This window comes from Xanthobacter autotrophicus ATCC 700552 (assembly GCF_043194565.1).
Classification (GTDB): Bacteria; Pseudomonadota; Alphaproteobacteria; order Rhizobiales; family Xanthobacteraceae; genus Xanthobacter; species Xanthobacter autotrophicus_F.
The window spans coordinates 1-13572 of the sequence record NZ_JBAFVS010000020.1 but is presented as its reverse complement, the minus strand read 5'-3'; the positions used below and the strand labels follow the sequence as shown (position 1 = coordinate 13572).

14 protein-coding genes are annotated in these 13572 nt (G+C 68.2%); 9 read left to right on the top strand and 5 right to left on the bottom strand.

Going from position 1 to position 13572, the window contains the following annotated elements; translation table 11 throughout:
- Nucleotides 1–152: 152 nt before the first annotated feature.
- The 3 genes from sppA to V5F48_RS18445 all read left to right on the top strand — a co-directional run bounded on the left by sppA (nucleotide 153) and on the right by V5F48_RS18445 (nucleotide 1854).
- A complete protein-coding gene (gene sppA, locus V5F48_RS18455) occupies nucleotides 153–1124 on the top strand; it encodes a signal peptide peptidase SppA (RefSeq protein ID WP_394259889.1) in 972 nt (323 codons plus the stop codon).
- Between the two features lie 118 nt (nucleotides 1125–1242).
- Entirely contained in the window at nucleotides 1243–1527 is a 285-nt protein-coding gene (gene ihfB / locus V5F48_RS18450) for an integration host factor subunit beta (protein WP_012114247.1), read from the top strand.
- Between the two features lie 6 nt (nucleotides 1528–1533).
- Entirely contained in the window at nucleotides 1534–1854 is a 321-nt protein-coding gene (locus V5F48_RS18445) for a lipopolysaccharide assembly protein LapA domain-containing protein (RefSeq protein ID WP_394259888.1), read from the top strand.
- Nucleotides 1855–1964: 110 nt separating this feature from the next.
- Here V5F48_RS18445 and cysW read toward each other — a convergent pair whose 3' ends face one another.
- The 3 genes from cysW to V5F48_RS18430 all read right to left on the bottom strand — a co-directional run bounded on the left by cysW (nucleotide 1965) and on the right by V5F48_RS18430 (nucleotide 4253).
- Nucleotides 1965–2837, bottom strand: a complete 873-nt coding sequence (gene cysW, locus V5F48_RS18440) for a sulfate ABC transporter permease subunit CysW (RefSeq protein ID WP_394259887.1) — start codon at nucleotides 2835–2837, stop codon at nucleotides 1965–1967.
- 1 nt (nucleotide 2838) lies between these two features.
- On the bottom strand, nucleotides 2839–3705 hold the full coding sequence (cysT, locus tag V5F48_RS18435; protein ID WP_394259886.1) for a sulfate ABC transporter permease subunit CysT: 867 nt from the start codon (nucleotides 3703–3705) through the stop codon (nucleotides 2839–2841).
- Nucleotides 3706–3917: 212 nt separating this feature from the next.
- Entirely contained in the window at nucleotides 3918–4253 is a 336-nt protein-coding gene (locus tag V5F48_RS18430; protein WP_394110269.1) for a hypothetical protein, read from the bottom strand.
- 248 nt (nucleotides 4254–4501) lie between these two features.
- On the opposite strand from V5F48_RS18430, the gene V5F48_RS18425 reads away from it, so the two are divergent.
- A complete protein-coding gene (locus tag V5F48_RS18425; protein ID WP_394110268.1) occupies nucleotides 4502–5536 on the top strand; it encodes an aspartate-semialdehyde dehydrogenase in 1035 nt (344 codons plus the stop codon).
- Nucleotides 5537–5604: 68 nt separating this feature from the next.
- Here the strand turns inward: V5F48_RS18425 and V5F48_RS18420 are convergent, their stop codons facing one another.
- Complete coding sequence (locus V5F48_RS18420) at nucleotides 5605–6522, bottom strand: DMT family transporter (RefSeq protein ID WP_394259885.1); 918 nt, start codon at nucleotides 6520–6522, stop codon at nucleotides 5605–5607.
- 290 nt (nucleotides 6523–6812) lie between these two features.
- Here V5F48_RS18420 and V5F48_RS18415 point away from each other — a divergent pair, with 290 nt between their 5' ends.
- Nucleotides 6813–7025, top strand: a complete 213-nt coding sequence (locus V5F48_RS18415; RefSeq protein WP_394110266.1) for a Trm112 family protein — start codon at nucleotides 6813–6815, stop codon at nucleotides 7023–7025.
- 52 nt (nucleotides 7026–7077) lie between these two features.
- On the opposite strand, the gene V5F48_RS18410 is transcribed toward V5F48_RS18415, so the two are convergent.
- Nucleotides 7078–8334: a ubiquinone biosynthesis hydroxylase gene (locus tag V5F48_RS18410; protein WP_394259936.1), complete on the bottom strand. Its 1257-nt coding sequence runs from the start codon at nucleotides 8332–8334 to the stop codon at nucleotides 7078–7080.
- A gap of 269 nt (nucleotides 8335–8603) precedes the next feature.
- Here V5F48_RS18410 and tesB point away from each other — a divergent pair, with 269 nt between their 5' ends.
- The 4 genes from tesB to V5F48_RS18390 all read left to right on the top strand — a co-directional run.
- Nucleotides 8604–9476: an acyl-CoA thioesterase II gene (gene tesB / locus V5F48_RS18405; protein ID WP_394259884.1), complete on the top strand. Its 873-nt coding sequence runs from the start codon at nucleotides 8604–8606 to the stop codon at nucleotides 9474–9476.
- A 313-nt stretch (nucleotides 9477–9789) separates the two neighbouring features.
- Entirely contained in the window at nucleotides 9790–10128 is a 339-nt protein-coding gene (locus tag V5F48_RS18400) for a P-II family nitrogen regulator (RefSeq protein WP_012114237.1), read from the top strand.
- Between the two features lie 29 nt (nucleotides 10129–10157).
- Nucleotides 10158–11654 (top strand): ammonium transporter, encoded by a 1497-nt coding sequence (locus tag V5F48_RS18395; RefSeq protein ID WP_394259883.1) that lies wholly within the window; start codon nucleotides 10158–10160, stop codon nucleotides 11652–11654.
- A 369-nt stretch (nucleotides 11655–12023) separates the two neighbouring features.
- Nucleotides 12024–13572, top strand: a 1549-nt coding sequence (locus V5F48_RS18390) for a class I tRNA ligase family protein (RefSeq protein ID WP_394259882.1), incomplete at its 3' end; no start/stop codon positions are given.

Genomic DNA, 13572 nt, shown 5'->3' with positions numbered 1-13572 from the left:
TGCGCCTTGCCGGGGAGTGCCTTGCCCGGAAGTACCTCGCCAAGGTGCGCCTTGCCGAGGAGTTCCTTGCCAACCCCGGGCCACCTGCTTAAGTGCGGCCCATCGGTCCTGTCCGCCTCCGGCGGCCGGTGTGCCCTGAAGGAGCTTGAGTCATGTCGCTCGACGCGGACCAGATCGTCGAACGCCGCCGCCTGCGGCGGAAGGTCACTTTCTGGCGCACGCTGGGCGTGCTCGCCGCCGTCGCGGCCATCGCGGTGGGGGTGGCCTCCGTGGCGGGCGACAGCGTTTCAGCGGCATCGCCCCATGTGGCGCGGGTGACCATCGGCGGCGTCATCCGCAACGACCGCGCCCGGGTCGAACTCTTGGAAGAGATCGGCCGCTCGCGGGCGCGGGCGGTGATCTTGTCCATCGACAGCCCCGGCGGCACCGTCACCGGCTCCGAGCAAGTGTTCGACGCCCTGCGCCGCCTTTCCGAGAAGAAGCCGGTGGTGGCCGTGGTGGAAGGCATCGCCGCGTCAGGGGCCTATATCGCGGCGCTGGGCGCCGACCACATCGTGGCCCGGCGCAACGCGCTGGTGGGCTCGGTGGGCGTCATCTACCAGTATCCCAACGTCACCGAGCTGCTGAAGACCGTGGGCGTGACCATGGAGGACATCAAGTCCTCGCCGCTCAAGGCCTCGCCCAATCCCTACACCCCCACCACGCCGGAAGCCCGGGCGGCGGTGGATTCGCTGGTGAAGGACAGCTACGGCTGGTTCAAGGGCCTGGTGAGCGAGCGCCGCAAGCTCACCGACGAAAAGCTCGCCACGGTGACGGACGGGCGCGTCTTCACCGGCCACCAGGGCCTCGCGCTTCAGCTGGTGGACGAACTGGGCGACGAACGCACCGCCCGGGCCTGGCTTGCCCGCGAAAAGGGCGTGCCGGAAAACCTCAAGGTGCGCAGCTGGCGCACGCGGGAGGTGGGCGACGAGTTCGGCTGGCTGCTCGGCGCGGCGCGCGGCGTGGTCACGGCGCTCGGTTTCCCCCAGGCGGCCGAGTTCCTCACCCAGACTGCCCGCGGCGCGCTGGAGCGCGCCCAGCTTGACGGTCTACTGGCCCTCTGGCACCCTCGCACCGATGGGTGACAAGGGCTTGAGGCTCCTGCAATAAACGCGGCAATCCGTCGCCGGACGGCACCATGTCCGCCGAACCCAGCGGATCGTTCGAACCCAGCGGATCGTTCTCGAGGGAAATGCGGCCATCATGATCAAGTCCGAACTGGTCCAGAAGATCGCCGAAGCCAACCCGCACCTTTACCAGCGGGATGTGGAGAACATCGTCAACGCCATCCTGGAGCAGGTGGCCTCCGCGCTCGAACGTGGTGATCGCGTGGAACTGCGCGGCTTCGGCGCCTTCTCGGTGAAGAAGCGCGACGCCCGCGTGGGCCGCAACCCGCGCACCGGCAAGCAGGTGGACGTGAGCGAAAAGACCGTTCCCTATTTCAAGACCGGCAAGGAGATGCGCGAGCGTCTCAACACCGGAAAGTAGGCGCCCGTGGCCCGCATCCTCTCCATCCTCATCGGCCTGCCGCTCTCCATCGTGGCGGTGGCCCTCGCCGTGGCGAACCGCAAGTCCGTCACCCTCTCCCTCGACCCGTTCTCGCCGGATGCGCCCGCGCTTTCGGTGACGCTGCCTTTGTTCGCGCTGGTGTTCGCCGCGCTGATCGTGGGCGTGCTGGCCGGCGGCATCGTGGTGTGGGCCCGGCAAGGCCGCTTCCGCCGCGCGGCGCGCGAAGCCAAGCGCGAACTGAAGCGGGTCGCGCCCGCCCCGCAGTCCTCTTCCACCGCCCTCGGCCTGCCGGCCCCGCGCGGCTGAACCCGGGTCAGCCCTGTTCGGACGACGCGCCCAGCCCATCGGCCTGACTTCACCGGCCCCGCTTCACCGGCCTGGCTTCATGGGCTTGGCCGGATCGGCCTGACCTGGTGTCAGTGCCCCGGCCGCCGGGGCGGGGCCCGTTCCCCGCGTGCCCGCTCGGCGCGCTCGATGAGATATTTCGCCACCAGCGTGAACAGCGCCACCCCCGCCAGGACCGTCGCGGCGGCGAAGGCGGCGAGCACATGGCTGTCCTGGTACAGAAGCTCGATCTGCAGGGCGAGCGTCGAGGTCTGGCCGCGGATGTTGCCGGACACCACCGAGACCGCGCCGAACTCGCCCATCACCCGCGCGTTGCACAAGGCCGCGCCGTAGAGCAGGGCGAAGCGCACGTTGGGCAAAGTGACCAGCCGCAGCACGTCGAAGCCGTTGGCGCCGAGGCTCACCGCCGCCTCTTCCTCGTCGCGCCCCTGCGCCATCATCAGCGGCACCAGCTCGCGCACCACGAACGGCGCGGTGACGAACATGCTGGCGAGGATGATGGCCGGCAGCGCGAACACGATTTTGATGTCGTGGGCCTGTAGGAACGGGCCGAACAGCCCCTGCCCGCCATAGACGAACAGATAGGCGACGCCGGCCACGATGGGCGAGATGGAGAAGGGCAGCTCCACCACCGCCAGCAGCAGGTTGCGGCCGGGAAAGCTGAACTTGGTGACCGCCCAGGCCGCGGCGATGCCGAAGCCCACATTCACCGGCACGCAGACGAGGGCGGTGATGAGCGTGAGGCCGATGGCGTGCAGCGTATCCGGCCGCACCAAAGCCTCGGCATAGGCTGAAAAGCCGCGCGCGAACGCCTCGGAGAAGATGACCGCGAGCGGCGCGATGAGGGCCACCGCCGTGGTGGCGAGCACCAGGGTGAGCAGCACCGTCCGCGTGCGCAGCCCATCCCCCACGCGGTGGCGATTGCGGTTGACCGGAGCCGCCATCTCAGCCCTCCCCCAGCGCGCTGCGCTGGTGCCAGGCCTGCACCGCGTTGACCACCAGCAGCATCAGGAAGGCAAGCCCCAGCATGGTCACCGCGATGGCGGCGGCGGCGGCATAGTCATATTCCTCCAGCCGGATGAAGGTGAGCAGCGCCACGATCTCGGTGCGGAACGGCTGGTTGCCGGCGATGAACACCACCGCGCCGAACTCCCCCAGGGAGCGGGCGAAGGCGAGGGAGGTTCCGGCCAGGAAGGCGGGGAACAGGGTGGGGAAAATCACCCGGCGGAAGGTGGTGAAATCCGAGGCGCCCAGCGTCGCCGCCGCCTCCTCCAGCTCGGGCTCCATGTCTTCCAGCACCGGTTGCACGGTGCGCACCACGAAGGGAATAGAGGTAAAGGCCATGGCGCAGACGATGCCGGCTGGCGCATAGGCCACCTGGATGCCCCATTGGGCCAGCGGCGCGCCGAACCAGCCGTTCTTCGCGAACAGCGTGGTGAGCGCGAGGCCCGCCACCGCCGTGGGCAGGGCGAAGGGCACGTCCACCATGGCATCCAGCAGGCGCTTGCCGGGAAACTCGTAGCGCACCAGCACCCAGGCCAGGCCCAGCCCGTAGACCGCATTGAACAGGGCGGCCACGGCGGCAGTGGCGATGGTGATCTGGAACGACGCCAGCGTGCGCGGCGAGGTGATGATGGCGATATAGCCCCAGAACCCCACGTCCGCCGCCTTCAGCAGCAGCGCGCCGATGGGCAGCATCACGATCAGGGCGAGGTAGAGCAGCGTCAGCCCCAGGGAGAGGCGGAAGCCGGGAATGACGCTGCGCCGGGCCGGGCCGGCCCCGGCCGGAAATGCGAAACGAAGGCGGGGCATGAACACGGCCCTGTCGGCTGTCTGGCTTGGGGAGAACGCGCCGGGCACGCTCCATAATGCGGCACACCGCGCGAAGGGCCGTTATGACGCGGCGCGATCTGAATGTCATTCCGCCACGGGAGAAAAAATATCTCACGTAATCGAGATGTGTTTTCCCGGCACAAAAAAGGACCGCGTCCGTGCGGCCCTCTTCCACGCGTCTTTTCGCCGGCTCAGAAGCCCGGCAGCTCGAACCGGCTAGGCAGCGGCGAGCGAATGCCGCTGATGGGACCGGTGCCGGCTGCGCCACCGCCGTCATAGGTCGGGTAGAACCAGCCGGACGGCAGGGCGTAGTCCAGATACGACTTGGAACCGGGCTTCACCACGGTGCCGGCGTCCAGATAAGAGCGGCGGGTGATCTCGATGCGGCTACGCTTCTTGACGGTGGTCTGGGCCGAGGCGTCATCGGCCGAAACGACAGAGGCGACGCCCGTCAGCGCCACCGCGGACGTCACCGCAAGCGCCACCCGGAACGCCGCGGCGATGGTGAAGTACGGCGCGACACGCATGACATCCTCCTGAAACGGCACAGCCGCCGCCCCTGCCTGAATTAGGACACTCTTGGTCCTGGTGCAAGGAAACGCGGGGGTGCAGGGGGATGTTCCGCGAGCGTGGAGCCCGGCGCGTTGCGCTGGCGCAACAGTTCGTCGTCGGCTCGCGGAGGCGCACGCGCGCGATCTTCAAATTTGCAAGCGCGTGCCGTTCGGCCTAAAACCCCCGTTCCGGCCATCAGGGCCGGCAGATTCCGAGGACTATCATGGGTTACAAGGTCGCCGTCGTCGGCGCCACGGGCAACGTGGGCCGGGAGATCCTCTCGATCCTCGCCGAGCGGGGCTTTCCCGCGGACGAGGTTGTGGCGCTTGCATCGCGCCGCTCGCAGGGCGTGGAAGTCTCCTTCGGTGACAAAACCCTCAAGGTCAAGGCGCTCGAAACCTACGACTTCTCCGACACCGATATCTGCCTGATGTCGGCCGGCGGCACCGTGTCGAAGGAATGGTCGCCGAAGATCGGCGCGCAGGGCTGCGTCGTCATCGACAATTCGTCGCAATGGCGGATGGATCCGGACGTGCCGCTGATCGTGCCCGAGGTGAATGCGGACGCCATCGTCGGCTTCACCAAGAAGAACATCATCGCCAATCCCAACTGCTCCACGGCGCAGCTGGTGGTGGCGCTGAAGCCGCTGCACGATGCCGCCACCATCAAGCGCGTGGTGGTCTCCACCTACCAGTCCGTTTCCGGCGCCGGCAAGGACGCCATGGACGAGCTGTTCACCCAGACCCGCGCCATCTTCGTCTCCGATCCGGTGGAGCCGAAGAAGTTCCCCAAGCGCATCGCCTTCAACCTCATTCCCCAGATCGACGTCTTCCTCGACGACGGCTCGACCAAGGAAGAGTGGAAGATGGTGGCCGAGACCAAGAAGATCCTCGATCCGAAGATCAAGCTGACGGCCACCTGCGTGCGCGTGCCGGTGTTCATCTCCCACTCGGAATCAGTGAACGTCGAGTTCGAGAAGGAGCTGTCGGCCGAGGACGCGCGCAAGATCCTGCGCGAGGCCCCCGGCATCATCGTCATCGACACCCGCGAGCCGGGCGGCTACGCCACCCCGCACGAGGCGGCCGGCGAGGACGCCACCTTCATCTCGCGCCTGCGCGATGATCCGACCGTGGATAACGCCATCAACTTCTGGTGCGTGTCCGACAATCTGCGCAAGGGCGCCGCGCTCAACGCGGTGCAGATCGCCGAGGTGCTGGTGAACCGCAAGCTCATCACCGCCCGCAGCAAGGCGGCCTGAACGCGCCTGCGCATCCCGAAAGACCGCGAACGGCCCTCTCCGGAGGGCCGTTTTCGTTTGTGCGGCCGTCAGGGGATCGGATCGGCGGCGGGAGCCGGTCTCCGCCGCCCCACCCGCTGGGCGATGGCCACCACCACCGCCACGGCGAGGGCGAACAGCAGCGTCTCGGCATCGGGCCGCTCGCCGTTGATGGGCCAGGCGAGGCCCACCGTCACGAAGGTCTGGAGCAGTTGCATCTGCCCCACCCGCGCGATGCCGCCCAGCGCCAGCCCGGCATTCCAGAAGAAGAAGCCGATGAACTGGCTGAACAGGCCGAGATAGACCAGCGCCGCCCACGATTCCCCCGCCACCGGCCGCCCCCACGGAAAGGTGACGAGCGCCGCCGGCACCGTGACCGGCAGGGCGAGGATGAGCATGAAGGCGATCACCTCCCAGCCTGCCATGCGCCGGGCGAGCCGCCCCGAGACCGCATAGCCGGCGGCGCAGATCACCACGGCGAGGAACAGCAGCATGTCGCCATGGCCGAACCCGCCCGCCGCCCCGTTGCGCAGGGCGAAGGCCGCCACCAGCCCCGCCCCGACAGCGCTCGCCGCAAACAGGCCGAGGCCGGGGCGCTCCCCGGCCAGCACGGTGGCGGCGATGGCGGTGCATAACGGCAGCAGGCCGAGCACGATGCCGCCATGGGCCGCAGGCACGGTCTGCGTGGCGACCCCGATGAGGAGGGGAAAGCCGAACACCAAAGCGAGGGTGGCCAGCAGCAGGTCGCGCCGGGTCTGGCGCGCGCCGAACGGCCACGGCCGGCGCAGCACGAGGACCACGGCCAGCGCGCAAATCCCCGCCAGCGCCGCGCGGCCGAAGCTGATGAACCACGGGCTGAGATCGTGCAACGCAAGCCGCGTCATGGGCAGCGTCGCGCCGAACATGACCACAGCGACGAGGCCGAGGACAAGGCCCAGGGACGATTGGCGATTCGGGCGGCGGTCCATGGATGCCTTGTGACGCGTGCTGCCGGTGGTGGTCCCCCGCTGCTTAGGGGACCGGCCGCCCGGGCGATAACAAATCCGGCTGATGGCAGCATCAGCGCGCCTGATGGATGGGACCAGATAGGGGGTGAAACGCCCGCCCGCCCCCGCTATGGTGGCGCCGCCCCGCCAGGGGCGATCCGGCGCAGCCGCGCGTTTCCTCATAACGCAAACCCGCGCCGGCTGGTGTCCAACGCGTTTTCTGCGCGCGAGCCGGTCTCCGCTTCGCCTAAAACGCCCTGACGAGTGTTGCGATGATCCAAGCCCAGCGCCCCGGCCACGACGTGGACCCCAAGCTGCTCGAAATCCTGGTGTGCCCCCTCACCAAGGCGCCGCTGGAATATGACCGCGAACGCCAGGAGCTGGTGTCCCGCGCTGCGCGCCTCGCCTATCCCATCCGCGACGGCATCCCGATCATGCTCGCCGACGAGGCCCGCCAGCTCGACGAGAGCGAACTCTCCCGCTGAGGGCAGGGCCTCCGCGCCCTGCCCCGCCCCACGCTGGGGAACGGACTTGAGTCTACAGCGCCTCGCCGCGCAGCAGCTTCGGCACCTGCCCGGTGAGGCCCGCCGCGTCGCGGATGAACAGGCCCTTGAGGCGCGGCATCCGGTCCACCAGACCGAGGCCGAGGTCGCGCACCGCCCGCAGCGCATCGGACCGGTTGGAGAACAGGCGGTTCAGCCCGTCCGTCGCCACCCCCATGGCCAGGGTGTCGAACCGCCGCCAGCGCTGGTAGCGCTCCAGCACCGCCGGTCCGGCGAAATCGAGCCCCACCCGGGCGGCGTCCGTCACCGCCTCGGCCAGCGCCGCCACGTCGCGCAGGCCCATGTTGAGCCCCTGCCCGGCGATGGGGTGGATGAGATGGGCCGCATCCCCCACCAGAGCGAGGCGCTCGCCGATGAAGGTGCGTGCCATGGCGAAGCCCAGGGGATAGGCGCGCGGCTTGGTCACCGGCTTCACCCAGCCGAGCCGATGGCCGAAGCGCTGCTCCAGCTCTTCCTGGAAGACGATGGACGGCAGCGCGACGATGCGGTCGGCATCCTCCGTGCGCTCGGTCCAGACGATGGAGGAGCGGTTGCCCGGCAGGGGCAAGATGGCGAACGGGCCGGGGGGCAGGAAATGCTCTTCCGCCCGGCCCTCGTGGGGCCGCTCGTGCTCCACCGAGAAGGTGATGCCGCTCTGGCCATAGCCCCAGGCCACGTTGGCGATGCCCGCCATGCCGCGGATGCGCGACCTGGCGCCGTCGCAGGCCACCAGAAGCTGCGCCTTGAGCGCCGGCGCGCCGGCGGCCGAAAGGGTCACGCCGGAGCGGTCGGCAGTGAAATCGTCCACCGACTGGGCGCGCAGGTCGATGCCGGCGGAGCGCGCCGCATCGATGAGGGCGTATTGCAGGTCGGCGTTGGGCACCATGTGGGCGAAAGCCTCGCCCGGCTCCACATCCCCGTCGAAGGTGAGGAAGGTGGGCCGCGCCACGTCCTTGGTGCGGCTGTCGGTGACCACCATGGTCTCCATGGGCTGCGCCCTGGCCGCCACGTGCTGCCAGACACCAAGGGTGGTCAGCATGCGCCGCGCGCCGGCAGCGATGGCCGAGCAGCGGCCGTCATCCACCGTGGCGTGGGACAGATAGGGGTCGAACAGCACGATGTCGGCATCGGGCCCGAGCCCCTGGCGCAGGGCCAGCGCGAGGCTGAGGCCGGCCAGCCCGCCACCCACGATGGCCACATCCGCCCGTGCAGCCGCCGCCGTCGCGGCAAAGCCGGCTTCGGCATGCGGCATCCCGGCCTGAGGCATCTCAGCTTGGGGCTCGGACGTGTTCAGCCCGGTCATCGCTTCACTCCTTAGAACCTGTTTCCCGGCGGACCCGCCCGGCCGGGGCCGACCATCTATCCGTTCCATCTATCCGTTTCGCCGCTCGTCGTCCCGCCCTATAGGGAAGGCATCTGACGCAAAGGGACTTGACGCAATCCGCGCAAGCATGGCGTGTTCGGACACCACCCCATCCCTCCGGAGCGCCGAGCGCACCGGCTTTCAGCGAGCCAAGCCCTATGACCGGATCACCGTCCGACGTGGATACGCTTCTGGGCATCCTCGACCTCGAACCCCTTGAGATCAACCTGTTCCGCGGTCGCACCGTGACCCCGGACGGGGGCCGGGTGTTCGGTGGGCAGGTGGTGGCGCAGGCGCTGGTGGCGGCGCGGCGCACGGTGGACGCCGATCGCGTCGCCCATTCCCTGCACGGCTATTTCTTGCTGGGCGGCGATCCGCGGGTGCCCATCATCTATGACGTGGACCGCATCCGCGACGGGCGTTCCTTCACCACCCGTCGCGTGGTGGCGATCCAGCACGGGCAGGCCATCTTCAGCATGGCCGTGTCGTTCCATCTGGTGGAAGACGGGCTGCACCACCAGGGCGCCATGCCGGACGTACCGGCACCGGAGGACCTGCCCTCGGACGATGCCTGGCGCGACAAGCTGATGGCGCGCTTTCCCTCCGCCGCCAAGCGCGACTGGATGGCGCTGCGGCCGCTGGAGGTGAAACCCACCTCCCTCGACCCCGCCTATCTCGGCGCGCCCGGGGCGCGGCCCAGCATGTGGCTGCGCACCCGTGGCCCGCTGCCGGACGATCTGCCCACACATCAGGCGGTGCTTGCCTACGCTTCGGACCTTGCCCTGCTCCAGGCCGCCCTGCTGCCCCATGGCAAATCGGTGTTCGACCGCGACATGCAGGTGGCGAGCCTCGATCATGCCCTGTGGTTCCACCGCCCGTTCCGATCCGACGAGTGGTTGCTCTATACCCAGGAGAGCCCCACGGCGGCCGGCGCGCGCGGATTTTGCCGCGGCGAAATCTACACCCGCGACGGCACGCTGGTGGCTTCAGCGGCACAGGAAGGCCTGATGCGACCCGTTATCCCGCGCTGAAGGCCCCTAAAAGGTATCAAGGCACTCCATCTCGCGCTTGCGAAGACAAAATGCTGATATCTTAGGCGTATTGATCAATAAATAGGCATAAAAAGCGGCGAGCCAGCGGCAAAGCGAGGGCCTTCCGTCGCGTGGCCTAAAATTAGGCACGGCGAATGCCCGCCCCTATGACTTGGCACGGTACTTGATTCCCTCCTATGCAGGCTTGCCAGCCGCGGCGTGGATCTCCGACCCGCTCAGCGAAGCCGCCGCGAGAAAACAGCCGACACGCGTCATTGGCGGCGCATCGGCATCAGGGAACAGGGACCGATCCATGAAGATCGTCATGGCCATCATCAAGCCATTCAAGCTGGAGGAGGTGCGCGACGCCCTCACCGGTATCGGTGTCCACGGCCTCACCGTGACCGAGGTGAAGGGATACGGCCGTCAGAAGGGCCACACCGAGATCTACCGCGGCGCCGAATACGCCGTGAGCTTCCTGCCGAAGCTGAAGATCGAGGTCGCGGTGTCCGCCGACCAGGTCTCCAAGGTGGTGGAAGCCATCACCGCGTCCGCCAAGACCGGCCAGATCGGCGACGGCAAGATTTTCGTCCTGCCGATCGAGCACGCCGTGCGCATCCGCACGGGCGAGACCGACGCCGACGCGCTTTGAGCCTTTCTCATTCGACGGAGCTTTCATCCATGACGTTCAAGACGTGGTCCCGCGTGGGGCTTCCCGCGCTTCTTCTGGCGACGGCATTTGCCTTGCCGGTGCTGGCCCAGACGGCCGCACCCGCAGCCGACGCCACGACGACTGCAGCAGCAGCCGCTGCCGCACCCACCGTGAACAAGGGCGACGTGGCGTGGATGCTCACGTCCTCGCTGCTCGTGCTCATGATGGCCGTGCCCGGCCTGTTCCTGTTCTACGGCGGCCTCCTGCGCGCCAAGAACATGCTCTCCATGCTCATGCAGGTCGGCTACTGCGTGGCCATCGTCGGCCTCATCTGGGTGCTGTACGGCTACTCCCTGGCCTTCACCGGCGGCTCGCCCTTCATCGGCGGCTTCTCCAAGGCGTTCCTGTCGGGCGTGACCCTCGAATCCCTCGCCGCCACCTTCTCGGTGGGCGTGGCCATCCCCGAGCTGGTCTACGTCGCGTTCCAGATGACCTTCGCCATGATCACGCCCGCGCTGATCTTCGGCGCGTTCGCGGAGCGCACCAAGTTCACCGCCGTGGTGCTGTTCGTGCCGCTGTGGGTGACCTTCGTGTACTTCCCGGTGGCGCACATGGTGTGGTACTGGGCCGGCCCGGATGCCATCGACGCCGCTGCCAAGGCCGTGGCTGCCGCGGCTGACGGCACCGCCAAGACCGCCGCCCAGGCCGCCCTCGACGGCGTGCTCGCCGACGCCGGCTACATCTTCGCCCTCGGCGCCATCGACTTTGCCGGCGGCACCGTGGTGCACATCAATGCCGGTATCGCCGGCCTCGTCGCCTGCATCATGGTCGGCAAGCGCCTGGGCTACGGCAAGGAGGCGCTCTCGCCCCACTCGCTGACCCTCACCATGGTCGGCGCCGCCCTGCTGTGGGTCGGCTGGTTCGGCTTCAACGCCGGCTCCAACCTCGAGGCCAACGCGGTCACCGGCCTCGCCATGATGAACACCTTCATCGCCACCTGCGCCGCGGCCATCTCCTGGATGTTCGTGGAATGGCTGGTGAAGGGCAAGCCCTCCATGCTGGGCCTCGCCTCGGGCATCGTCGCCGGCCTCGTGGCCGTGACGCCGCCGTCGGGCTTCTCCGGCATCATGGGCTCGCTGGTGCTGGGCCTCGTCGTCAGCCCCATCTGCTTCATCTTCTGCACGGCCATCAAGAACGCGCTCGGCTATGACGACGCGCTCGACGTGTTCGGCGTGCATGGCGTGGGCGGCATCGTGGGCGCCATCGCCACCGGCATCCTGGTGAGCCCGTCCCTCGGCGGCACCGGCATCTTCGACTACACCACCGGCGCCGTTGCCTCCTACGACATGGCCACCCAGGTCATCGCCCAGCTCAAGGCCGTCGGCGTCACCGTCGTGTGGTCGGGTGTCGGCACCGCGGTGATCCTGTTCATCATCTCCGTGGTCGTCGGCCTGCGTCCCTCCACCGACGTGGAGCGCGAGGGCCTCGACATCAACGAGCACGGCGAGCGCGCCTACCACTCATGAGCTTTCCGGGGCGACGCGCCTTCGGGTGCGCCGCTCCGCCGAGATAAAAAGAGGGGAACGAAGAAGAGCCTCGGCACCTCGGTGCCGGGGCTTTTTTCATGGCCGCGAAGGGGATCCAGACCGGGCGCCGCGCGGGCCTTGCTCCTTCGCCGGCTCCGGCTGCGCTCATCTGCGGGCTTTTCGCGACGCGGGGCGCCTGCTAGAAGCCGGACCATGTGCGGATCTTTTCAGTGCGGCGGGGTCCTCCCCCGCCCCGGCGCGCCGGGCGTGGCGCGAATTATCGGCCCGGCCCCCCGCCGGCGCGCCTGAGCGCGCGGGGGCCGCCGGGTTTGTTTCGCCTGATCCGACCTTTCATGCCCCGAGCATTCCATGACCTCACCTGACACTTCCGCACCTGAAGCTGCCGCCCCTGAAGCTGCCGCCCCTGAAGCTGCCGCACCTGATACGTCCGCCGCCCCGGACTATTCCAAGACCCTGCTGCTGCCGCAAACCCAATTCCCCATGCGCGCGGGCCTGCCGAAGCTGGAGCCGGAGTTGCTTGCCCGCTGGGCCCGCACCGACCTCTATGGCCGCCTGCGCGAGCAGGGCCGCGGCCGCGCCCGCTTCGTGCTGCACGACGGCCCGCCCTATGCCAACGGCAACATCCACATCGGCCACGCGCTCAACAAGATCCTGAAGGACGTGGTGACGCGCTCCCAGCAGATGCTGGGCTACGATTCCAACTACGTGCCCGGCTGGGACTGCCACGGCCTGCCCATCGAGTGGAAGATCGAGGAAGACAATTACCGCAAGAAGGGCAAGGTGAAGCCCGACTTCACCGACGCTTCGGCCATGGTGGCCTTCCGCCAGGAATGCCGCGCCTATGCCGAGGAGTGGGTGGGCAAGCAGCGCGAGGAATTCAAGCGCCTCGGCGTGGAAGGTGACTGGGACCACCCCTACACCACCATGGCGTTCGCGGCGGAAGCCCAGATCGCCCGCGAGATCATGAAGTTCGCCGAGAACGGGCTTTTGTACCGTGGCTCGAAGCCGGTGATGTGGTCCGTGGTGGAGAAGACGGCGCTGGCCGAGGCCGAGGTGGAGTATCAGGATTTTACGAGTGATACGGTGTGGGTGAAGTTTCCGGTGGCGTCCGAAGGCGACCTGAAAGGCGCCACGGTCGTCATCTGGACGACCACCCCCTGGACCCTTCCCGGCAACCGCGCCATCTCCTATTCGTCCAAGATCTCCTATGGCCTCTATGAGGTCACCGATGCCCCGGCCGACAATTGGGCCAAGGCCGGAGACAAGCTTATCCTCGCCGACAAGCTGGCGGAGGATGTCTTCAAGCAGGCGCGCGTCACCAGCTTCGCGCGGCGCTGCGACGTGCTGGCGGATGTGCTCGGCACCATCATCTGCGCCCACCCCCTCGCGCCCCTCGGCTACAGCTTCATGGTCCCCCTGCTCGACGGCGACCATGTCACCGACGATGCGGGCACCGGCTTCGTGCATACCGCGCCGGGCCATGGCCGCGAGGATTTCGAGATCTGGACCCACCATCGCCGCTGGCTGGAAGAGCGTGGCATCAGCCCCGCCATCCCCTACACGGTGGACGCGGACAGCTTCTACACCACGCAGGCGCCCGGCTTCGAAGGCCGCCGCGTCATCACCGAGAAGGGCGAGAAGGGCGACGCCAACACCGCCGTCATCGACGCCCTGATCGCCCAAGGCAACCTGCTCGCCCGGGGCCGGGTGAAGCACCAGTATCCGCACTCCTGGCGCTCCAAGAAGCCGGTGATCTTCCGCAACACGCCGCAATGGTTCATCGCCATGGACCAGGACATCCCGCCCCAATCCCCTCTCCCGCTTGCGGGGGAGGGTCAGGGAGGGGGAAGGACCGGTGCCACGAACGCCGACCTGACCTTGTCCGCAGCCGCGGGGG

What these genes read in the sequence shown, in the direction of transcription:
- V5F48_RS18400 (WP_012114237.1), top strand. Translation starts at nt 9,790, where the DNA reads ATGAAGATCGTCATGGCCATCATCAAGCCATTCAAGCTGGAGGAGGTG.
- sppA (WP_394259889.1), top strand. Translation starts at nt 153, where the DNA reads ATGTCGCTCGACGCGGACCAGATCGTCGAACGCCGCCGCCTGCGGCGG.
- tesB (WP_394259884.1), top strand. Translation starts at nt 8,604, where the DNA reads ATGACCGGATCACCGTCCGACGTGGATACGCTTCTGGGCATCCTCGAC.
- ihfB (WP_012114247.1), top strand. Translation starts at nt 1,243, where the DNA reads ATGATCAAGTCCGAACTGGTCCAGAAGATCGCCGAAGCCAACCCGCAC.
- V5F48_RS18395 (WP_394259883.1), top strand. Translation starts at nt 10,158, where the DNA reads ATGACGTTCAAGACGTGGTCCCGCGTGGGGCTTCCCGCGCTTCTTCTG.
- cysT (WP_394259886.1), bottom strand. Translation starts at nt 3,705, where the DNA reads ATGCCCCGCCTTCGTTTCGCATTTCCGGCCGGGGCCGGCCCGGCCCGG.
- V5F48_RS18425 (WP_394110268.1), top strand. Translation starts at nt 4,502, where the DNA reads ATGGGTTACAAGGTCGCCGTCGTCGGCGCCACGGGCAACGTGGGCCGG.
- cysW (WP_394259887.1), bottom strand. Translation starts at nt 2,837, where the DNA reads ATGGCGGCTCCGGTCAACCGCAATCGCCACCGCGTGGGGGATGGGCTG.
- V5F48_RS18420 (WP_394259885.1), bottom strand. Translation starts at nt 6,522, where the DNA reads ATGGACCGCCGCCCGAATCGCCAATCGTCCCTGGGCCTTGTCCTCGGC.
- V5F48_RS18415 (WP_394110266.1), top strand. Translation starts at nt 6,813, where the DNA reads ATGATCCAAGCCCAGCGCCCCGGCCACGACGTGGACCCCAAGCTGCTC.
- V5F48_RS18430 (WP_394110269.1), bottom strand. Translation starts at nt 4,253, where the DNA reads ATGCGTGTCGCGCCGTACTTCACCATCGCCGCGGCGTTCCGGGTGGCG.
- V5F48_RS18410 (WP_394259936.1), bottom strand. Translation starts at nt 8,334, where the DNA reads ATGCCGCATGCCGAAGCCGGCTTTGCCGCGACGGCGGCGGCTGCACGG.